At 35.1% G+C, this 21,550-nt stretch carries 25 protein-coding genes; 7 read left to right on the plus strand and 18 right to left on the minus strand.

Annotation, left to right across the window (positions count from 1 at the left end; all coding sequences use genetic code 11):
- Window positions 1-22 precede the first annotated feature (22 nt).
- Both JKP73_RS12530 and JKP73_RS12535 read right to left on the minus strand, forming a co-directional pair.
- A complete protein-coding gene (locus tag JKP73_RS12530) occupies window positions 23-211 on the minus strand; it encodes a hypothetical protein (RefSeq protein ID WP_200411341.1) in 189 nt (62 codons plus the stop codon).
- A 167-nt stretch (window positions 212-378) separates the two neighbouring features.
- Window positions 379-609, minus strand: a complete 231-nt coding sequence (locus JKP73_RS12535; protein WP_200411342.1) for a helix-turn-helix domain-containing protein — start codon at window positions 607-609, stop codon at window positions 379-381.
- Between JKP73_RS12535 and JKP73_RS12540 the strand changes: the two genes are divergently transcribed.
- Together JKP73_RS12540 and JKP73_RS12545 are read left to right on the plus strand one after the other, a co-directional pair.
- Complete coding sequence (locus JKP73_RS12540) at window positions 601-1,410, plus strand: LexA family protein (protein WP_200411343.1); 810 nt, start codon at window positions 601-603, stop codon at window positions 1,408-1,410. The two genes, JKP73_RS12535 and JKP73_RS12540, sit on opposite strands and share 9 nt — an antisense overlap.
- A gap of 41 nt (window positions 1,411-1,451) precedes the next feature.
- The gene (locus tag JKP73_RS12545; RefSeq protein ID WP_200411344.1) at window positions 1,452-2,597 is read left to right on the plus strand and encodes a tyrosine-type recombinase/integrase; all 1,146 of its coding nucleotides are present in this window, start codon (window positions 1,452-1,454) and stop codon (window positions 2,595-2,597) included.
- 84 nt (window positions 2,598-2,681) lie between these two features.
- Here JKP73_RS12545 and lepA read toward each other — a convergent pair whose 3' ends face one another.
- Window positions 2,682-4,490: a translation elongation factor 4 gene (gene lepA, locus JKP73_RS12550; protein WP_021291061.1), complete on the minus strand. Its 1,809-nt coding sequence runs from the start codon at window positions 4,488-4,490 to the stop codon at window positions 2,682-2,684.
- A gap of 68 nt (window positions 4,491-4,558) precedes the next feature.
- Between lepA and JKP73_RS23410 the strand changes: the two genes are divergently transcribed.
- Window positions 4,559-4,693, plus strand: a complete 135-nt coding sequence (locus JKP73_RS23410) for a hypothetical protein (RefSeq protein WP_267903261.1) — start codon at window positions 4,559-4,561, stop codon at window positions 4,691-4,693.
- A gap of 96 nt (window positions 4,694-4,789) precedes the next feature.
- Here JKP73_RS23410 and JKP73_RS12555 read toward each other — a convergent pair whose 3' ends face one another.
- The 3 genes from JKP73_RS12555 to gpr all read right to left on the minus strand — a co-directional run bounded on the left by JKP73_RS12555 (window position 4,790) and on the right by gpr (window position 7,504).
- Entirely contained in the window at window positions 4,790-5,113 is a 324-nt protein-coding gene (locus JKP73_RS12555; RefSeq protein ID WP_021291060.1) for a hypothetical protein, read from the minus strand.
- A 12-nt stretch (window positions 5,114-5,125) separates the two neighbouring features.
- Window positions 5,126-6,286, minus strand: a complete 1,161-nt coding sequence (gene spoIIP, locus JKP73_RS12560; RefSeq protein WP_200411345.1) for a stage II sporulation protein P — start codon at window positions 6,284-6,286, stop codon at window positions 5,126-5,128.
- 108 nt (window positions 6,287-6,394) lie between these two features.
- Window positions 6,395-7,504: a GPR endopeptidase gene (gpr, locus tag JKP73_RS12565; RefSeq protein ID WP_031335495.1), complete on the minus strand. Its 1,110-nt coding sequence runs from the start codon at window positions 7,502-7,504 to the stop codon at window positions 6,395-6,397.
- Between the two features lie 205 nt (window positions 7,505-7,709).
- On the opposite strand from gpr, the gene rpsT reads away from it, so the two are divergent.
- Entirely contained in the window at window positions 7,710-7,976 is a 267-nt protein-coding gene (gene rpsT / locus JKP73_RS12570) for a 30S ribosomal protein S20 (RefSeq protein ID WP_038243695.1), read from the plus strand.
- A gap of 45 nt (window positions 7,977-8,021) precedes the next feature.
- Here the strand turns inward: rpsT and holA are convergent, their stop codons facing one another.
- Window positions 8,022-9,047 (minus strand): DNA polymerase III subunit delta, encoded by a 1,026-nt coding sequence (gene holA / locus JKP73_RS12575; RefSeq protein ID WP_038243693.1) that lies wholly within the window; start codon window positions 9,045-9,047, stop codon window positions 8,022-8,024.
- Window positions 9,048-9,367: 320 nt separating this feature from the next.
- Between holA and JKP73_RS12580 the strand changes: the two genes are divergently transcribed.
- Window positions 9,368-9,502: a YqzM family protein gene (locus tag JKP73_RS12580; RefSeq protein WP_021291055.1), complete on the plus strand. Its 135-nt coding sequence runs from the start codon at window positions 9,368-9,370 to the stop codon at window positions 9,500-9,502.
- Between the two features lie 85 nt (window positions 9,503-9,587).
- Here JKP73_RS12580 and JKP73_RS12585 read toward each other — a convergent pair whose 3' ends face one another.
- The 11 genes from JKP73_RS12585 to JKP73_RS12635 form a co-directional block, all read right to left on the minus strand.
- Entirely contained in the window at window positions 9,588-11,867 is a 2,280-nt protein-coding gene (locus tag JKP73_RS12585) for a DNA internalization-related competence protein ComEC/Rec2 (RefSeq protein ID WP_200411346.1), read from the minus strand.
- A 4-nt stretch (window positions 11,868-11,871) separates the two neighbouring features.
- On the minus strand, window positions 11,872-12,444 hold the full coding sequence (locus JKP73_RS12590) for a ComE operon protein 2 (RefSeq protein ID WP_021291053.1): 573 nt from the start codon (window positions 12,442-12,444) through the stop codon (window positions 11,872-11,874).
- A 31-nt stretch (window positions 12,445-12,475) separates the two neighbouring features.
- Window positions 12,476-13,084: a helix-hairpin-helix domain-containing protein gene (locus JKP73_RS12595; RefSeq protein WP_021291052.1), complete on the minus strand. Its 609-nt coding sequence runs from the start codon at window positions 13,082-13,084 to the stop codon at window positions 12,476-12,478.
- A 110-nt stretch (window positions 13,085-13,194) separates the two neighbouring features.
- Window positions 13,195-13,947 (minus strand): class I SAM-dependent DNA methyltransferase, encoded by a 753-nt coding sequence (locus JKP73_RS12600; RefSeq protein ID WP_021291051.1) that lies wholly within the window; start codon window positions 13,945-13,947, stop codon window positions 13,195-13,197.
- Window positions 13,948-13,952: 5 nt separating this feature from the next.
- Window positions 13,953-14,306 (minus strand): ribosome silencing factor, encoded by a 354-nt coding sequence (gene rsfS, locus JKP73_RS12605; protein ID WP_200411347.1) that lies wholly within the window; start codon window positions 14,304-14,306, stop codon window positions 13,953-13,955.
- A 5-nt stretch (window positions 14,307-14,311) separates the two neighbouring features.
- A complete protein-coding gene (yqeK, locus tag JKP73_RS12610) occupies window positions 14,312-14,881 on the minus strand; it encodes a bis(5'-nucleosyl)-tetraphosphatase (symmetrical) YqeK (protein WP_038243688.1) in 570 nt (189 codons plus the stop codon).
- Window positions 14,871-15,437: a nicotinate-nucleotide adenylyltransferase gene (locus JKP73_RS12615; RefSeq protein ID WP_021291048.1), complete on the minus strand. Its 567-nt coding sequence runs from the start codon at window positions 15,435-15,437 to the stop codon at window positions 14,871-14,873. Before JKP73_RS12615 ends, yqeK begins: the two co-directional genes overlap by 11 nt.
- Before the next feature lie 8 nt (window positions 15,438-15,445).
- Entirely contained in the window at window positions 15,446-15,736 is a 291-nt protein-coding gene (yhbY, locus tag JKP73_RS12620; protein WP_021291047.1) for a ribosome assembly RNA-binding protein YhbY, read from the minus strand.
- Window position 15,737: 1 nt separating this feature from the next.
- Entirely contained in the window at window positions 15,738-16,574 is an 837-nt protein-coding gene (gene aroE / locus JKP73_RS12625) for a shikimate dehydrogenase (RefSeq protein WP_021291046.1), read from the minus strand.
- Between the two features lie 12 nt (window positions 16,575-16,586).
- Complete coding sequence (gene yqeH, locus JKP73_RS12630; protein ID WP_200411348.1) at window positions 16,587-17,687, minus strand: ribosome biogenesis GTPase YqeH; 1,101 nt, start codon at window positions 17,685-17,687, stop codon at window positions 16,587-16,589.
- Between the two features lie 2 nt (window positions 17,688-17,689).
- Window positions 17,690-18,205 carry a YqeG family HAD IIIA-type phosphatase gene (locus tag JKP73_RS12635; protein WP_021291044.1) on the minus strand — a complete coding sequence of 172 codons (516 nt, stop codon included), beginning with the start codon at window positions 18,203-18,205 and terminating at the stop codon, window positions 17,690-17,692.
- A gap of 543 nt (window positions 18,206-18,748) precedes the next feature.
- Between JKP73_RS12635 and JKP73_RS12640 the strand changes: the two genes are divergently transcribed.
- Both JKP73_RS12640 and JKP73_RS12645 read left to right on the plus strand, forming a co-directional pair.
- Window positions 18,749-18,895 carry a sporulation histidine kinase inhibitor Sda gene (locus tag JKP73_RS12640; protein ID WP_021291043.1) on the plus strand — a complete coding sequence of 49 codons (147 nt, stop codon included), beginning with the start codon at window positions 18,749-18,751 and terminating at the stop codon, window positions 18,893-18,895.
- Between the two features lie 332 nt (window positions 18,896-19,227).
- The gene (locus JKP73_RS12645) at window positions 19,228-21,549 is read left to right on the plus strand and encodes a Na+/H+ antiporter subunit A (protein WP_200411349.1); all 2,322 of its coding nucleotides are present in this window, start codon (window positions 19,228-19,230) and stop codon (window positions 21,547-21,549) included.
- Window position 21,550 lies beyond the last annotated feature (1 nt).

Consider the following 21,550-nt stretch of genomic DNA (forward strand, 5'->3'; position numbering starts at 1 on the left):
TGCGCTCGTACAATTCATTGGTTCAATTCATTAATGCTAGACCTAAACACTGCATATACTTGTTTTCATAACAGTGCTTCATTAATAAATGCTGAAAGCTTTCTTTTGTAAAATGCGTATCCATTCCTGCTATTTGTTCTAGATTTGAGTAAAAATTCCAAATTCCATCATCTTCATATCTTTTAAAAGAGGAAACACTGAGAAAATTCATTAATAGATCTCCCTTCCATCAATTGCGATAGTGCGTTAAAGTAATTAAAAAGTTCGACTGGAGATTCTTTAGGGTCAAAACCAGTATTTTTGATAAGACGTCCTAGTTGAATCGTCATGTTGTAAGGATTAGCTGTTGTTGATTCATTTTTGTTCCTCCTTTAACTATTAACTAGATTTTAATTCTATTTTATCTCCAAAAAAAATACAATCTACAGGAAAGTTATAAACTTTTTCTATACGCTTTTGTTGGTTAGGGGTCAAATCACCGGGATTCTTTTCCCATTTAACCAAAGTTGAGTGAGAAATGCCTAGATTTTCACTAGCTTGCATAATAGTGAAACCCGCATTTACTCTAGCTGCCTTTAAAGTAATTTGTGGAGTTCTTAGTTGAATCATTTTATCTTACCTCCTTTCACCCAACACCTTACTAGAATTAAATTCTATAGTCAATATATTTTAGAAATTAATTCTTGTTTTTTAAAAGAACTTTACAAAAAAATAGAAAAATATGCTACAATAAAATTAAAAATGGAGGGAAGTGCAATGGATAGTATGCAAAATATAATATCTAACAATATAAAAAAGATATTAAAAGAGTATAATTTGAATCAATACGAACTAGCCAAAATAGCTGGCGTTTCTGAATCAACAGTAGGTAAATGGGTACTGAAGAAATCAATGCCCAGAATGGGAGCTATTCAAAAGATAGCTGACCACTTCGGGTTACCGAAAAGCTATATATTAGAAGAAAGTAAAAAAGAATTAAAAATGAGCTTTTCGGAATACACCTACTTACCAATCAAGGTTGCTGCAGGAATACCTGAAATGGTAGACCCAGTCACAGAAAATGATTTAGAAACCATATCAATCCCCGATTCTATAATGGGTAAATGGGCTGGGTGCGAAGACATCTATATTATGAGGGTAAATGGTGAAAGCATGAACAAGACTATACCTAATCACTCTTTAATAGCTGTTAAAAAAACCAAAGTTAGCAAATTAGAAAATAACGATATGGTTCTATTCAGTGATCAAAATGAATGCTCTGTTAAGAAGATTTTCAAGCATGGAGATAATTTAATATTTAGACCACATTCAACTGATGAGAGGTTTACAGACTATATAGTACCTATCGAAGAAGCTAATCAGTTAATGATACATGGAAAAGTTGTTCTATATATCGTGGAAATGGATTGAGACGGGTAAAATTCGTCTATTTTTATAAGGAGGGGATGCAAATGAAAGGCGGAGTACGTAAAAGGTATGGATCATGGTATTATTATTTCGACTTAGGTACTGTAGAAGGAAAAAGAAAGAAAATTGAGCGAAAAGCTGTGGGTGCTAACTCAAAAAATGAAGCTGAAAGACAACTTAGAAAAGCTCTTTCAGAATATGAGAATACAGGGGCTTTATTTGAACCTTCACAAACTAGTGTACAGGATTACTTTCAATTTTGGTTAAAAGAATATGTTGAAGTGAACTTAAAACACAACACCATTCAAAATTATAAAGGTGTGTTAAATAAACATATCTACCCTACATTTGGTAGATACAAATTGAAATCATTATCCCCAGAGATTCTTCAAAAATTTATCAACGATAAATACAGAGAAGGTTTTTCAAGAACTACTTTAACCATATTCCATACAATTTTAAAGAATGGATTAAACCAAGCTGTGTACCCTTATAAGCTTTTAAAAGATAATCCAATGCAATATGTCAAGATACCTAAAATGGAGCAAAAAAAGCCATCTAAAAACGATTTAAAGATACTGTCCATGGATACAATTAGGAAAATAACAGGTTATCTTGATGAAAATGATACGTTTTATATACCTTTTCATATCGGTTTAAATACAGGAATGAGAGTAAGCGAGGTTTGCGCTCTTACTTGGGATAAAGTTGATTTAAATATCGGATTCATTGAAATTGATAAGATAATGATTAACAAAAATAAACAATGGGTTTTTGGTACACCCAAAACTTCTTCGTCCTACAGAAAAATTAAAATCGGAAAAACCTTAAACGAAATATTAAAGAAGCATAGCCTTAACCAAAAACAAAACAGATTAAAATATGGTGAATATTATCATGATAGCAATTTAGTCTGTACTAAAGAAAATGGTCAACCTGTGACACCAGCAAGTTGTAAAACCAGTGGTAGAAACATAAGAGATAAGCTTAATATCGACTTCAATTTCCATTCTTTAAGGCATACACATGCTACACTTCTATTAGAACAAGAAGCGCCCATTAAAGATATTCAGAAAAGATTAGGTCATAGTAGAATTAGCATTACTCTTGATACCTACTCACATCTAACGGAAAAAATGAGTAATCAAACGGTAGACATTTTCGAAAGAATGATGAGTGAAAATGGATAGTTCTGCCACCGAAAATTTAATTACGGTGGCAGGACGGTGGCAGAACATCTATTTTTTGATTATCAATAGTCTATATACGCTGATTTAATCATCATTCATTTCTAATACTGCCATAAAGGCTTCTTGAGGAACTTCGACAGAACCTACCATTTTCATCCTTTTTTTACCTTCTTTTTGTTTCTCCAATAGTTTACGTTTACGTGAAATATCGCCACCATAACATTTGGATAAAACATTTTTTCGCATCGCTTTAATGGTAGATCTGGCTACGATTTTATTCCCGATGGCAGCTTGAACAGGAACCTCGAATTGTTGTCTTGGAATTAGTTCTTTCAATTTGTCGACGATGTGCTTTCCTCGTTCATAAGCAAAATCACGATGTACAATAAAGGAAAGTGCGTCAATGGTATCTCCATTCAATAAAATATCCATTTTTACTAAATCAGAGGAACGATAACCAATTATATCATAATCAAAGGAAGCATATCCTTTTGTTTGTGATTTTAGTTGGTCAAAGAAATCATAAACGATCTCAGATAAAGGAATATGGTAGGTAATATTGACACGGATTTCATCTAAATATTCCATATCGATAAATTGTCCGCGTTTTTTCTGACATATTTCCATTACCGACCCAACGTAATCATTCGGAACCATGACTGTAGCTTTCACAAACGGTTCTCTAACATCTTTAATCTGTTGCGGATCTGGCATAACAGAAGGATTGTCTATCGAAATAATTTCGTCATTTGCCTGCTCCACTTCATATATTACACTCGGTGCTGTTGTAATTAATTCGATATTAAATTCTCTTTCAATACGTTCCTGAATAATTTCCATATGCAAAAGACCTAAGAACCCACAACGAAAGCCAAATCCTAATGCCTGTGACGTTTCGGCCTCGTATTGTAGTGAGGAATCATTTAACTCCAGTCGCTCCAATGCTTCTCGAAGGTCATTGTAGTTTTTGGCATCGACCGGATAAAGTCCACAAAAAACCATTGGATTTAAACGTTTATACCCAGGTAACGGTTCGGCAGCTGGACAGCTCGCTAATGTAATTGTATCTCCAACCCTGGAATCACCCACATTTTTAATGGATGCTGTTAAGTAACCAACATCGCCAACAGTTAATTCATGTTTACGAATTGGTTTTGGACTAAAAACGCCCAATTCATTAACTTCAAATTCTTTTCCAGTAGCCATCATTTTAATTTTATCCCCTACTTTAAGTGATCCTTCTTTAATACATACATAAGCAATGACACCTCTGTAAGGATCATATAAGGAGTCGAAAATCAAAGCCTTTAATGGGTCTTCCGTGTCTCCAGTAGGAGCTGGTATGTCTGTGGTTATTCTTTCTAGAATCTCTTCGATACCAATATTTGATTTTGCCGAAGCGAGAATGACATCGTCTTTATCTATACCGATAACATCTTCCAATTCTTGTTTTACTCGTTCTGGGTCTGCGCTCGGCAAATCAATTTTATTTATTACTGGGATAATTTCTAAATCATTATCTAAAGCTAAATAAACATTTGCTAACGTTTGCGCTTCAATGCCTTGAGCTGCATCAACTACAAGAATTGCACCCTCACATGCAGCAAGACTTCTCGAAACTTCATATGTAAAATCGACATGTCCCGGTGTATCAATAAGATGGAAGATGTAATCCTCACCATGATTACTTTGATAATTTAATTGAACTGCATTTAACTTGATCGTAATTCCTCGTTCTCTTTCTAGATCCATCGCATCAAGCAATTGATCTTTCATTTCTCTTTGTGTAATTGCTTTCGTTCTTTCTAATATTCGATCCGCTAATGTAGACTTGCCATGATCGATATGTGCAATAATCGAAAAATTACGCACGTTTCTTTTGATTTTTGCCATTAGTGATGTTCACTCCTACTTACTTTTATCAGTAATTTGGTGATAAAAGTGTTAAATTATCAGCGACAATGACTAGCATTGATTATAGCAATAGAAGCATGGATGTTCAAGAACAACGACGTTACTTACAACAACGAATAAAAAGTTGGGATGAGACATCACTTAAATTGTTACCGGTCGAAGTGACAAATATGAGCTGCTAAAAACCGAAAAAAACTCTCTAAAATAGCAGATGTTATTTTTGATCTGTCTACTTTGAAGAGAGCATATCACTTTTATCTCTGCCTCGTTTAAACTCATTAGAAGAACAGTTGCGAGATTTGATAGAGAACCTCTACAATAACTTCATATAGCCCCGTTACACCAGCTTCAATAATGGAAGCTGTTTTTTCCGTTACAGGTGATGGCCCATCGGTTTCCACAGTTCCATCAGCCGTGGTTTTGTTGGTCGTTCGTTGTACCACCTCCTCTGACTCTGGTTGATTGGAATCAGAATTTGCTTCAGATGGTAAACTCGCCATTTCTATATCATCTGTATTTTTTTCTGTATGACCATTTCCATAGACAACCCCAGTTAAAAAACATACAGCAAGTAATAATAGTACGATTAAAGTTCGAGCCATTTCCCATACCTCCTATGAAGCTGCATTCACTTCTTCAGCATTCCAATACATTTCACTAAAGACTTCTGCAAGAGCGTCTGCCGAGCGATAAAGTTCATCCAGATTATTCTCCACTCCACCAAATTCCAGTAGTAGCGCATTATTTGAAATATCCTGATTAAAAATTCCATTTGTTAGTTCACCCTTTTTGGGTAGAACTCCTCTACTTAAACCTGGATATCGTTCTTCTATCATGTAATGTAATTCAGTAGCTAACTCAAGATTCCTTTCATAGGATTCATGTTCCGCGCCCACTACGATCATAATCCTTGCATAGGATTGTCCGTTGATTTCTTTGGTCGTCTTCTCTCTTCCGATTGAATCTCGATGGATGTCAAATGCATATTGAATATCTTTATTTGTTGAAAAGGCCTCAGAAACTACTTCTCGTGAAGCTTCATAGGATTTTCCATAATCCCATCCCTTTTTATTTAGTTCTGCCATAATATCTGTATGATCAACAGCTGTTCCAATTCCCTTAGTTTGTAATGTTTTAGCTAACCGCTCACTTACTTTTGTAATATTTACTTCTTTATGGTGTGCATGATTAGGATCGGTTACATCTGGTAGATGCGGCAAAAACGACTCACGGTTATGAGAATTATATAGGAATACTACATTTTTATTACCAGTAGTAGGTTCATTTTTACTTTCTACGCTTTCCTGTGATTCTTTTTCTTCATCATCATTAATGACTGCTTGCCTATCTTTTAAAACCTCTTTTAATGGTGGGGAGGATTCAAACGGGAGGTTTGTATAATTCGTCCCTTCCCCAGCAATTAAGATTTGGTTATCAAATGTTGAAAAACCTGGTAATTCATTTCCGATGAGGCTTCTTGGATCATCTGGTTTAACACTTGTAGCTAGTTGAAAGATAGTAGATGAAAAATCAGGAAAAGATTGATCCTTTGTAAAAGCTTGTTGGAAAGCGTGATTTTCTAACCCTAGTAAATATAAAAAAGTCGCACTGTTTATATCACTTGTCCAACTCGTTATTATTCCAGAGGATAACCGATATGCCGGCTTAACAGTTGTTATTAGACCAATTAATATACAAACGATAATTAAACCTGCAATGTAGATATCACTTCTTTTATAAAACAGGTTTACGCCGCTTTTGAGTTTCACGTTCATGGTTCCACCCTTTCCTAATTTCACGACTTCTTTATAGTTCACTCTATGTCGTAAAAATAGAGACTAGAACCAAATCTCTTAAATAATTTAAGACGTGATAGAGAAATACTACCGAGAATAGGAAGTAAAATTATCAACATCCACGGTTTCATGTAGCGCTGCATTTATCCCATTTGCAACAACACTTGCCATATCAACCATAAATCCGTCTACTTCTTTTGGTGTAACCATTAGATTATGCCCTAGTGGAGTTAGTACTTCAGTAATTAGTTTTCTCTTTTCTTCGTCTGGTAGAGTTCCAACAATCCCCATAAAGGTTTGACGCTTTTCTTCATTTGGTAAATCCTCATCTGTTAAACGTTTGTCTCCAAATGATAAGCCTGCAGGTGTTAGTGACTTAGAAGGATCATCTTTTTCCTTCCACTCTCTACCAAAATGTTTTAACAAGAAATCAATTGTGTCACTAGCAATGGTCACAGCATCAACGACAGTTGGCACACCGATAGCAATTACAGGAACACCCAATGTTTCCTTACTAATCTCTTTACGTTTATTACCTACCCCAGAACCTGGATGGATACCTGTGTTAGAAAGTTGAATTGTCTCATTCACACGCTCAATAGAACGAGAAGCTAATGCATCAATACAAATCACAAAATCAGGTTGATATTTATCCACAATTCCAAATATAATGTTACTCGTTTCGATCCCCGTTACTCCCATGACACCAGGAGTTACTGCTGCTACTGGGCGATATCCATCAGATACTGATTCATGCTCCATCTCAAATAAATGGCTGGTTACTAAAACTTTTTCAACGGACATTGGACCAAGCGCATCTGGTGTAACATTCCAATTACCTAATCCTACGATTAGACCTTTCCCTTCAATTGGTATATCGTTATTTTTAATAAGTTCTTCTAACTCTTTGGCTAACACCTTTGCCGCTAATTCTTGTCGCTTTGTATCCTGTCGTTTGACACCATCCGCATGGATCGTAATATAGGATCCAGGCTTCTTTCCTAATAAATCAGCTCCTGTCTCATTTATCTCAACATAAGAGATTCTAATCCCATCTTGTTCTCTCTCCTTTATGGTTACACCCTTCACTTTCTGCTCATCAGGGTTTTCTTGCTGCTCAACATACATATCCTTTGCTTCTACTGCTAAATCTGTCCTTACTTGATATGGAACTAACTTGTCATTATTCTCATTCATCGTTTCATCATCCTTTCCGAAAGATACTAATAATAGCGTTAACAAAATATCGAAACTCATACATTTACGGTTAAAGCTATTGAAAAGGTTCCTTTCGTTTGGTAAAATGTCTCTTGTCCAGAGACAAAATGTAATCTGTTTCACTTTAGGATAAAACAAATACATTCGATATTTGTGATGATGTTTTTTAGGAGGTGAAGGAACAATGGCTAATATTAAATCTGCAATTAAACGTGTTGAAACAAACAGCAAAAAACGTTCAAACAACAATACGAAGAAAACTGAAATGCGTTCTCAAATCAAGCATGTTGAAAAATTGATTGCGTCTAAAGATAAAGAAAATGCGAACGCTGCTTTACAAACTGCTATCAAATCAATTGATAAAGCTGTTCAAAAAGGAATTATTCATCAAAACACTGGAAACCGTCAAAAATCTCGTTTGGCTCAAAAAGTGAACCAGCTTGGTGCATAATCATAAAAACGATCCTTCGAAGGATCGTTTTTTATTTAAAACACATTAAGCTGTTTTCCCATTGATTAATTGATAAAGTAAGATTTCAAAGGCTAGATCTTTTTCCATTGTACCTCTTTTTAAAGTAGCATCTGCTTCAGCCAATTGCGTAATGAAGTATTCCAACGTTTCGATAGTAAAATTTCGTTCGCGTTGCATGGCTATCTTAATAACATATGGATGCACTCCGAGTTGTTTTTGCATATGGGATTGACTATATCCTCTTTGCTTCAATAATTTCACACGAAGAATGGTTCGAAATTGAAAAGCTAGTAAACCTATTAGTGCAATTGGTTCTTCTTTCATTTTTTCCAAATCTTTATAAATACTTATCGCCTTATATAAGTCTCGATTCATTACTGCATCAACGAGTCTAAGCGAGGAATCAGTAGTAGTATGGGATAGTAAATCATCCGCAACCTCTTTTGTAATTACCCCATTTTCACCAACAAACATTGCCAATTTTTTTAATTCCGTTTCTAATAAATTCAAATTAGTTGAAAGCTCTGATTCGAGCATATCATACACATTATCTTCAACAGTCACTTTCATTTGATCAGCAAGTTGATTGATCCATGTCTTCAATTCATATTCTTTTATGGGATTACAAATAGCAACTGTTCCTTGTTTTTTTAGCAGCTTGGTTATTTTCTTTCGCTCATCGATCTTTTCATATGGAGCAATGAGAACTAGTACAGAATATTCAACTGGAGATTGAAGATATTGCTGCAATACTTCTAATTTATGCTCAAAGGAAAGCTTATCTGGTTTTGCTTTTAAAAATGATGCATTTGTAGCGAAGATTAGTTTACGTTCACCAAAAAAAGGGTAGGTTTCTGCATCAGCAATAACTTCCTGAATGGGTGTTTCTTCTAAATCATATGTGGACAAATTATCTGTTTCTTCTCCAATTACAGCTTTTGTTAAATATTTCTTTAGGTTCTGTATAAAATAATATTCATTTCCATAAATTAAATATACCGAAGCTATGTTATTCTTTTTAACTTGTTTAGCTACATCTAAGTATGACATGCCATTCACTCCAACTATTTTCTTTAACTATATATAATGGTAAAGCGCAATTCAAAGAATGGCAAGGAATTTAAGAGAGGGAAAGAGAGGAAGCATCTCTCTTCCCTCTCCAATCTATATCAACGCCTGACTCACCTGCCCTAGAAACAGCTGACCAAGCGATATTTGGATTTACCTATAGATTTTCCTTTCTAAGTAAAAAGTATAGATGTTAAGTCTTTCTAAATTTGGGATGATTCATCTTTGACGAAAAAATAACTGCAAGTATGGATTTTTTTAATTATTTAATTTATACTAATGGTGATATAGGAGGGGTTTTTGTGAACGAATTTGAAAAAGAGATTCAATCTAAAAATAATGACGTTGTAGATTCCATTAAAGGCTTTGCGTTCTCCTTTATTTTCTTTCTCGTAATATTTGCTATTGGAGTAATTGTCAGTGTAGCCGGTTCATAATTCCCAAGTTCATTACATAAATGAACGTAGTAAAGAGACTGTTATACAGTCTCTTTTTATTATGTTAAGCGATGATGATATATTCTTATGGCAAAACTTGAAAGAATGTTCCTTTATTTGCTTTAAAATGATATTGAACAGCTCCATGACGATCGGTTCGAAGTATTGACATATCATGTGATTCTAATAGTTGAATCACCTCTCGGGCTGGATGACCATACGTATTATTTTTTCCGACGGAGATTAATCCGATATCTGGTTTCAGCTGGTCTAACATTTGCTTATCTGAAGATGTTTGACTACCATGATGAGCAATTTTTAAAACATCAACGGTTAAGTTTGGATAAGTATGAATTATTTCTGCTTCTTCATCTTTGCTAATATCGCCTGTAAATAACCATTTTTTACCCCCTAGCTCTGTATACAACACTAATGAATTCTCATTTGGTGAGGACTTGTCATTAGTTGGAGATAAGACATGAAAGACAAGGTTTTTCATTTTTATCGTATCTCCACGTTTCACCCTATATAAATTTATTTTCGAATTAGAAACCGGCAGATTCCCTTGATCGTAAAAATCACTAATTATTATTGACTTCACTGTAAAGTCATGGAGAATAAACGGAATACTCCCCATATGATCTGTATCTTCATGACTTATAAAAATAGTGTCAATAGATGAAATTCCTTTCGCATGCAAAAATGGTTTAATCACTTGTTTAAAAACGGAATTCGTTGCTTTTTGATCATTAAAGGAAAAGGTTGCACCTGCATCAATCATTATTACACCTTTTCGGTATGGCATTTCAATGACAAATGCATCCCCTTGGCCGACATCCAACATTGTCACGGATCCCCAAGGAGAAAAATAAGGTCTTGATGCATCACTAACAAAGATAACAACAAGTAAAAACCCGTAATAGAAAGCTGTTGCTTGTTTCTTACGCTCTATAAACTGCATAAACCTAATAAATGTAAGGTAGTACATTAGGATTGCAAGAACAGATAAAGGTCCAATTACAAATGGGTAATTGAAGTAGTGATCAATGATCTCAAGGAAATTTATAAATATAGAGTGAATGGTTACAAATAAATGATCAAAAAATGATTGAAGCAACGATATTGGTGAAGTAATAAGCAATATAAACATAGTTGGAATAACAAAGAGTGTGAAATAAGGAACAATGATGACATTTAAAAGTAAGGATAACGGTTGGAATGTGTAGAAATAATAAAATTGCAAGGGGAGAATCGTCATTTGCGCAACAAAACTAATCCATAATAGTTGGCGAATTCTTGATTCATCTCTTGCGATAACACGCCTTGATAACAATAAACCAAATGTTACAGAAAAGGAAAATTGGAAACCAACATGATAGATAATTGTATTATTAACTAAGATGAGCAAGAGAAAAATCATACTTATTACATCTGTAGTATTAATTCTCCATTTTAATTTCATTATAACAATAACGAGTAGAGTCATTAAACAGGCGCGCCATACAGATGGTTCTCCGCCTGCTAAAATGGCATAAACCGGCAAACCTAACATCATGATCCAATGAGCTGTTTCTTTCGTTGTTACATTCATTTTAATAAAAATAAAATACAACATAGAGATTACTAAACCGACATGCAATCCTGAAATAGCTAAGAGATGACTAAGTCCCCACCTTTGAAATAAATCAATCGTTGTATCATCTATACCAGAGTCATCGCCTAAAACCAGAGCACGAACCCATACAGCGGCATCTTCACTGATATGATGATCAATGTAGCTAAGTAATTGCATGCGAAATTGAAAAATATAATGTAAGATCCCAGCTGTCTTCCGACAGTTTACATCATCTAAATTAGACAGTGTTGCTTCGTAAGCAATCCCTTTTGTCTTTAAAAATTTAGCGTAATCAAATTGTCCAGGATTTGTTGCAGTGTTAGGTAATTCAATTAATGTATCGATCGTACATTCTGCTCCAAACTGCAGTTCTACCAAAGGTTTCAATTCATCCTGGCCGGAGTGGAAATACGTAATAGCAATACTGAAAGGAGAAGCTTTTTCTTGGAAAGTAAATGATATCATTTCTGAGGTTTGGTTGATTGGAGAGATAATTTGACCAGATAGAATTCTACGTTCATTTAGAGGTTGGTTCACTGGATTTAACATAACGTCCAGTTGTGGGATGTAGAAGTAAAAAAAGATAGTGGATAGGAGAGATAGCATAAGTGGTAATGCAGCTATCCTCCTCCTATAAAATAAAAACATCAAACTTATAAACCAAACTACGATGATACTAAATTGTTCGACGAATACAGCAACGATGCTCACAGTAGCTGCAAGCGCTGGATAGTGCCAATTTCCGCTCACAGCCTCACCTTTTGCTTAAATCAAATAATTGGGTAGCCTTCTTTTTCCATGCTTCTAATTCGCTTGTATCTATATCTGTAGTTTCCAATTTACGAAAAAGCTCCTGAATATATATTTGTTTTTCGGTATAAGCGGTATCAACAGCCAAGTAGTTTAGCTCTACTTTTTTCGTTGTCACACCTGCTTCTTTAAATAATTGAATAGCATATTCATGGTTATGATAATCTTCTGCATAATACACCGTACGAATTCCTGCTTGAATTAGTTGCTTACAGCATTGTAGGCAAGGAAAATGTGTAACGTAAATATCAGCATTCTGTGTAGGAACACCAAATTTTGCACACTGTAATAATGCATTTGCTTCTGCATGAATTGTTCGTACACAATGGCCGTCAATGACATAGCATCCTTCATCAATACAGTGAACACTGCCAGAAACACTGCCATTGTAACCACCAGCTATAATGCGTTTTTCCCTAACAATTGTAGCGCCTACCATTAGTCTAGTGCACGTGCTGCGAAGTGATAATAAGTGACTTTGCGCCATAAAATATTGATCCCAAGAAATACGTTCCATCCTCTATTCCCCTTTTTAAGTTGATACATTATTACGGAACTTGAATATCTTCTTGAAATGCTTCAAGCGTTTTTTCACCGATTCCTGAAACATTCAATAAGTCCTCTACACTTTTAAACAGTCCATTTTCTTCTCGATATTGTACGATTGCTTCTGCTTTTGTTGGACCGATACCATTTAATGCTTCAATTTCTTCCAAAGTTGCTTGATTAAGATGAAGCTTATCCTTTTCGTTTACGGATAAGGTTTGGGCTTCAGTATCTCCCTCTTTAACTACAGAAATAACCATTTCATCTTGAATTCGCTGTGCTAAATTAACTTGCGTTTGATCCGCTTCTTCTGTAAAACCACCAGCTATTTCAATAGCATTAATCACACGATCTTCTTCTTCCATTTCATAAACTCCTGGTTTATTCACTTCACCTTTAACATCAACCACCATTTGCTGATCATCTATTAGCGCTTCATTGGATGTTGCTTTGTCTGACAATGGATCATCTGGATCTTTCGGTTCATTCTTATCTATTATTTGTGTCTCATCTTCGTTGTTACTTCTATCGCTCATTACAATCAGTAATATAATAATAGTGATAGGGATTCCGATTAAGAAGAGAATTTTTTTAATACGATCGAAGTACAAGGGTTCACCTCCTTTGTTCGGGGAAAAGGTGAGGAAAGATATTTACCTATACATTCTTCGACAAACACACTTCTAATCCCTTTTTACGAGAAAGTCCTCAGAAGACATAATTATTCTGAGGATTTCTCGACTGAAAAGAAAATTCTTGCAGTATTTTTCGTTATATTATCTTCTTTTACCGAAAAATCTCCGTAGACTTTTATATTTTTAAAACCAGCATCCATTAATAAATTTTTATAAAAATCAATAGAAAATGTTCGCTGATAATGATCCTCGTCAAAGCGAGAATAACTGATACCATCATCATTCGTCATAAAAAAAGTAAGCTCATGATGCATTTCTCCAGGCTGCTCTCCCTCATTACAAAACCAAATATAAGATGCTTCGTCATTAACTTCAGCAAATGTTTCGTTGATATAATGATTTGTTATAAATGAAATAGCATGAATATCAAACAAAAATAAACCAGCTGGTTTCAAAGCATGATAAATACGCTTAAATGTATCCCTTAATTCTGATTCCGTAGTTATATAATTAATAACATCACAGTAACTAATCACTAAATCTTGATATTGCAACCCATCAAGATGGCGTAAATCCTGACATATCCATTGAATCGGAAGTTTTTCTTTGCTACTTTTATGCTCAGCGTACGTAAGCATATCAACTGCATAGTCAACTCCAGTTACTTGATAGCCTTTTTTTGCTAGCTTAATGGCAACTTCTCCTGTACCACATCCTAAATCTGCTATCTGCTGGATGTTTCTTCCCTGAATTAGATTTTCTGTAAATTGTATCCACTGATCATATGGTGCATCCTTCATCAAGATATCATATACATTTGCCATTCGTTTGTAGACCATCGATATCAATCCTGTCCCAATTGAATAGAGACCTGGGAAGCGTCTCCCCAAAGACGTTCTAGATTGTAATAATGACGTTCATCTTTATGGAAAATGTGACAAACGACATCTCCAATATCAACTAATATCCACCTAGCTTGTTCAAATCCCTCTAATCGTTTTAAAGATATATCATGTTCGTCCATTTTATCTTTAATCCCTCTTGCAATAGCTTGGACTTGTCGCTCATTATTACCATGGCAAATTAAAAAGTAATCTGCCACTAAAGATACATCATTCATATCCAAGGCAATGATATCCTCTGCACGCTTATCATCACAAGCTTCCGCAACAAGTTGAATAATATTTTTATTTTCCATTAGTGCTAACCTCCGTAGACCCTTCTAGTTAAATCATTATACGTATGAAATGTATCCGGGTAGATTGTAGCTTGTTTCGACATTAAATACCTAATTGTATTCTGCGATGCCATTAGGCAGGCATGTTCTAGATCTTGTTTAGATGTTTTCCTTACTTCATCCACTCCCGGAAATTTCCTTCCTGGTTCAATGTAATCAGCTAAAAAAATGATCATTTCTAGTTTACTCATTTTTGCTCTTCCAGTTGTATGGTAATGAATAGCATTACGAATTTCCAAGTCTTCCACTCCAAAATCACGTTCTACCATTAGCGCTCCCACTGGTCCATGCCACAATTCATGATGAAAATCGAGTAATGTATTGGGCAAATCAGATGTTTCGATCCAACTTGCCAATTCCTCCTTCGAGCGATATTTTGCATAATCATGTAAAATACCTGCAAGTTGAGCTTTTTCCTTTGATGCATCAAAGCGTATAGCTAATTGAATTGCCGTCTCTGCCACACGTAATGTATGCTCATACCGTTCTATTGTTAAATGAGGTTCTACTTTCTCCTTTATTAGATCAATGTTCATATAATTGATGCTCCTTCATATAGTTATATACGGATGGAAGAAGGAAGTAGTGTACCGATCTGTTTTGTCTCATACGATCTCGCAAGAAAGTCGAAGAAATCTCCATTAATGGAATATCCACTACAGTAATGGGATAAGGAGTTTCTATTGAATAATTCGGCCTTTGTACTCCAACAAATTCAATTAACTGTATAAGCTCCTCTATTCGATGCCATTTTGGCAAATATTCAATCATGTCTCCACCTATAATAAAATAAAATGTCGTATCCGTATGTTGTTCCTGTAAATCCTTTATTGTTTGAATCGTATACGATTTACCGCTTCGCTCCAGTTCGATTGTATTCACTTTAAAAAAAGGATTGTCTTGGATTGCGCGCTTAACCATATTTAAGCGATCACGAGCACTCGTTTTTGTTTGGGCTTTATGAGGTGGTGTATAGGAAGGAATAAACCACACTTCATCTAACTGCAATGCTATCCTTACTTCTTCTGCTATAATTAAATGTCCCATGTGTGGTGGGTCAAACGTTCCACCTAAAATACCAATATGTTTCATCGTGTCACCTACGGCAGATGAATTTGCTTATTTTCTTCAGATTCCTTATACAAGACAATATTATTGCCAATAATTTGCACGACTTCGGCTCCTGTACCTTCTGCTAATAAACGCGCAACAGTATCTTTATCTTCCATACAATTTTGTAATATACTGACCTTAAGTAACTCACGCTTTTCTAAGGCATCTATAATTTGTTCGATCATATTTTGGTTTACACCAATTTTACCTACTTGAAAAATTGGTTTCAGTTGATTTGCTTTTGCACGTAAAAAACGTTTTTGTTTTCCTGATAACATATTATCTTCCTTCCAATATACGTTGTAATTCCTCATCCATTCCGATTACAGACGGCTTTATACCTGTCCATATTTCAAATGCATATTGCGCCTGATAGAGCAACATTGTATGACCGTAATGGATAGAGAGTCCATTATCTTCAGCTTGCTGTAAAAAAGTAGTCTTAATTGGCTGATAAACAATATCACTAGCTATGACTGAATGTAAGTCCTTCAAATCGATAATTGACTGTTCAATCGATGGCTTCATTCCAACAGATGTTGTTTGTATCAGAACATCATATTCTTGAAGTTTTTCCTTTGCATCACTGAACGTTAAAGCAGCAGCATTTTGCGGGCTGATCTCTATAATCGAGTCAGCATTTTGTAATGTACGATTAGCAATATCTATTTTTGCAAACCCCGCATGTTTTAATGCCACAAATATTCCGCGAGCAGCTCCACCTGCACCAAGAATGAGCGCGCGTTTTTTAGCCTTAGCGAACCACTCTGGGTATTTAGACTGTAAGGATCGGACATAACCAATCCCATCGGTATTATAGCCTTTCCATTTGCCATCAATATTCACCACTGTATTCACAGCACCTATGGTCCATGCAGTAGGGTCTATTTCATCAAGAAAGGGAATAATCGCTTGTTTATAAGGTACCGTTACGTTAAATCCATCTAATCGCTCTTTTTTTAACTGAATTAGCTTGTCTTCAAATGGTTCAGTAGGCAAAATTTCAACTTTTTCATACGATCCATTACTTCTTGTTTTCTCCATAAACCTTTTATGTATCCAAGGTGATAAAGAATGTTGAATTGGATAACCAATTAGACCAAATCGGTAGTTCAAAACTTCCCCCTCCTAATTAAATGAATTCCTTATTGAAACAGCTACTCCTTCTGGGCTATGCGCAGCCACTGTTGCACCGTCTCCCATGATACTAACCCAACCGAGACCAGGAAACACGATATCTTGTTTATCTTGTGTAACCTTAAAATTATTTACAGTTAGTTTTGGGAGTTTTTGCAATGATTCCTTATTTGGGGGTGACAAAAGTTCTCCAATATGATTTTCATATAATTCATCTGCTTTTTCAAGTTTCGTACGATGGATTGGCAACTGATTTGAAAAATAACAAACAAAGGATTGCCGAGGACCTTTTACAAAATCCAACCTAGCTAAGCCACCAAAATACAACGTTTGTCCTTCATTCAATTGGTACGTTCGTGGCTTAATTTCTTTGTTCGGTGTAATAAGTTTTAAATCAGCTGATGAAATGTAATGAGCGATCTGTTGTTTGTTTACAATCCCCGGTGTATCTATTAAGGAGGACGTTTCATCTAAAGGGATTTCAATAAAACCTAGTGTCGTGCCAGGAAAGTAAGATGTTGTAATTACTTCACTGAACCCCGTAGATTGTTTAATAAGGCGATTAATAAAGGTTGATTTCCCAACATTTGTCGTACCTACTATATATACATTTTTCTCATCACGAAATGATTCTATTTGCTCGGTTAATTCCTCCATCCCTTGCCCTTTTGTAGAAGAAATCAAACAAACGTCCTTTACTTTTATTCCAACTGCTTTCGCTTGAGAGCGAAGCCATTGTGTAAGTTTTCTTTTATTCACCGACTTCGGTAATAAATCCATTTTATTTCCTACTAATAGCACCGGATTATCTCCTACAATTCGTGGCAGGCTGCTAATTAAACTCCCATTTACATCAAAAATATCTATAACATGGACAGCCAGCCCCTTTTTTTCTCTTATCTGACTTACCATTTTCAAAAAATCATCATCCGTAATAGATACATCCTGTATTTCATTATAATGTTTTAGGCGAAAACATCGTTGACATAAAACATCTTCTTTATTTAACGAGGATGGTGGTGTGTATCCAGGCTGATCTTTATCGGTAGATTGAATTTTTGCACCACAACCTTGACAGTATAAATTCTCCATCTTTAATCCTCCCAGCTAATTTTTCCTTTTTTACGCATATAAGACAATATACGTCGTTCTATCCTGCGATTAAATTGCGTAATTTTACCATCCGTTTGGACAATCGGAACAACTAAGATGGTATAAAAACCTGCGAAATTGCCACCTAAAACATCCGTTAATAATTGATCACCAATGACAACAATTTCTTCATTTTTTAAGTCCATTTTCTCTGCCGTTGTTTTAAATGCTTTACTTAATGGTTTTCTTGCGCTAAATACAAATGGAGTATCCAATGGTTCCGAGAATACTTTTACTCGCTCTTGGTTATTATTGGATATGATCGTTACTTTAATTCCATGTTCTCTCATAAGTTTAAACCATTGAATAACTTCAGAAGTTGCTTCTTTTACATCCCAAGCAACTAATGTATTATCTAAATCCGTAATGATACCTTTAATCCCCTTGTCTTTTAGAACAGCAGGGTGAATATCAAAGATACTTTTTACATGTTCGTTCGGAAGAAAATAATTTAACACACTGACACCTCATTATCACTCTATCTACTAACAGTAAACCTAAGTCTCTATTATAACCATATCCTATACCATCTTTCTAGAATTATAAAGCGAAACTTCATTCCATTTGCTTTTTTTGGAATGATAGTTGAGCCAATCGGACACTTACTGGCAGTCCCACCCTCTTCCCTGTTTCCGTTGCAGAAGGATTACTACTGCTAGTTACATGCGGGGGAAAGCGAAACTTTGTCGATAAAAGAAAACTTCATTGCCAAATAATAAATGAAAGGAACAAATGATTTGTCAATCCTACTTGAAGTATGTAATTTAACCCGAAAATATGCATAAATCGTTCGACAAATACCTTCATTTTTTGCATTGTGGATAACTTTATTAACAATTTTCGAGTTGATTTAATCATGTTTAAGGGAGATTCCAACTTTTTGTACACAAGTTATCTACACCCTCATGTAGATAACTTGCACCTTGTCCTGCCTGTTAGATCATGGTAAATTATTATTAACTTAATTGCAGAAGATTCCCACTTTTAGGAGGGCTGTATTTATGGAGCATTTGTCCGACGAATTATTACTTGAATCCTATTTTACAGCAAATGAATTAAATTTAAGCCCTGATTTTCTATCCCTGATAGAAGAAGAAATTCATAGAAGACGTTTATCGCATAAAATAAAAAACACAAAATCAGGTTAAAAAATTTTAGATATATTATAAATATGTAGAAACACGAAAACCCTTTAAGATTTTATGAATCCTAAGGGTTTTTTATTTTTATTGGTAATTTATTGTGTTAAACTATTTCTTGGATAATTGATACATAATGGCAGTGTTAAAACCATTCATATCAAGCAATTTCCCTACTTTAATAAACGAGTAGTTTGAATCAACATCAGCCCTAGCATTTTACATTTTCCCCGATGGATAACGTACCACATTTTTATCGTTCTCTAATTTCTGTAATGGAATACACAATTACGTACAAAATAACAACAGCGATGATTTTAATGAAGGAGGAGTCCCATTCGATGATTTTTGCAGTACTTGTTCCACTTCTTATTGCATGCTTTATCCCTGCATTAAGTAAACTCAAAGAAAAGATACATACAGGCATTTTTGTCTTCTTTGTTCCTTTTATTATATTTCTCTATTTTGTTCAATTTGTAGGAAGTGATTTCAGTCCAATTCTTGAACAATATAGCTGGATACCCTCTTTGGGCATAAATTTTGATTTTTATTTGGATGGTCTAAGCTTGTTGTTTGTTTTATTAATTAGTGGAATCGGTACGTTAGTTGTACTTTATTCCATTTATTATTTAGATAAATCTGAAAGATTAGGACATTTTTATGTTTATCTTCTTATGTTTATGAGTGCGATGTTAGGGGTCGTTTTATCCGATAATCTCTTTGTACTATATACATTTTGGGAATTAACTTCCATATCTTCCTTCTTATTGATCGGTTATTGGCATTTTAAAGAGCGCTCACGTTATGGCGCATTAAAGTCAATGTTAATTACCGTTCTTGGCGGATTAAGTATGCTAGGTGGCTTTATTCTATTATATGTGGTTACAGGTACAACTAGTATCCAGCAGATGATAAATCAAGTTGATGTGATTCTAAGCAGTAATTATTTGCCACTAATATTGGGATTTATCTTATTAGGAGCGTTTACAAAATCAGCCCAATTCCCATTTCATATTTGGCTACCCGATGCAATGGAGGCTCCCACGCCAGTAAGTGCATACCTCCACTCAGCAACGATGGTAAAGGCAGGTATCTTTTTAGTTGCTAGATTCTCTCCTATTTTCTCTAGTTACGAATGGTTCTTTATTATCGTAAGTGTAGCTGGGATAATCACCCTATGTTGGGGATCTTATATGTCAGTAAGACAAACAGATCTAAAAGCTATTCTTGCATTCTCCACTATCAGTCAACTTGGAATGATAATGGCAATGCTTGGATTTGGAACAACAGCCGCTGTGTTTGCAGCTGTCTTCCATATATTAAATCACGCAACTTTCAAAGGTAGTCTATTTATGGTTGCTGGAATCGTCGATCACGAAACGGGTACAAGGGATATTCGCAAACTTGGTGGACTAGCCACTTTTATGCCAATAACTGCAACTTTGGCTATATTTGCTACCTTCTCAATGGCAGGTGTACCTTTACCGTTTTTAAATGGATTTTATAGCAAAGAACTCTTCTTTGAAGCAAGTATTCATTTAGAAGACCCAAGTTTCTGGTCTCAAGCGATTCCATATTTGGCAGTGCTAGGGAGTATTTTTACATTTGTTTATTCCATGTACTTCTTCTTCGGTACATTTACCGGAAAAAAGAATTTAGGTCAGCTTCCTAAGAAACCACATGAAGCACCTTTTGGTATGCTTGTTTCACCTATTTTATTAGTACTTGGTGTAATCCTAATTGGATTGTTCCCAAATATGGTAAATGCGCCTTTCTTGCAGCATGCAGCTGAGGCAATTAATAGTAACGCAGAGTTTCATAAAGTGAAGTTTTGGCATGGTTGGAATTCACCTGCTCTATGGATGTCATTAATTGTAGTCGCATTAGGTGCCACCCTTTTCTTAACTAGAAGTAAATGGCAGGGAGTTTATCGCCTTCTGCCTGGAAAAGTTAGTTTTAATAAGGTTTACGATGCAATCGTTGCAAATGTAGATACCGTATCTCAGGCTATTACGAAGTATTACATGACAGGATCACTCAAGACATATATGTCATTAATATTAGGAACAACCCTAATCGTATCCTTTGTGTTTATGTTTATAAGTGATGGCTTTGCTATTAATACAAATCAGTTGGCAGATATATCATTTATTGAAATAGCAGTTGTTATGGTAATGATTGCAGCTGCAATTGGAACAATTTATATGAATCATAACGTAGCTGCTGTTCTTGTTTTAGGTGTCGTTGGATTCGGGGTAGCAATATTATTTGTTATTTATCGGGCTCCTGATATTGCCCTTACTCAGCTGGTTATCGAAACTGTCTCAGTTGCGCTTTTCTTATTATGTTTCTACCATCTTCCAAAGCTAAGAAAGTCCACGGATTCTGCCAAGACAAAAGCAATGAATGCAATTATCTCTATTGGCTTTGGTACTTTAATCACATTAGTTGCTATTTCAGCTCATAGCAGTAGATGGTTTGAATCTATCTCTGATTATTTTGTAGAAAACTCATATAAACTTGGTGGCGGAGACAATATTGTTAATGTAATTCTCGTAGACATGCGTGGACTAGATACGCTATTTGAAATTGCCGTTCTTGGTATAGCTGCGCTTGCTATCGTTGGCCTCATTAAAAATAAAAACAATAAGGGGGCAGAATAGA

Source organism: Virgibacillus salexigens (assembly GCF_014905415.1).
Lineage (GTDB): Bacteria > Bacillota > Bacilli > Bacillales > Amphibacillaceae > Virgibacillus > Virgibacillus salexigens.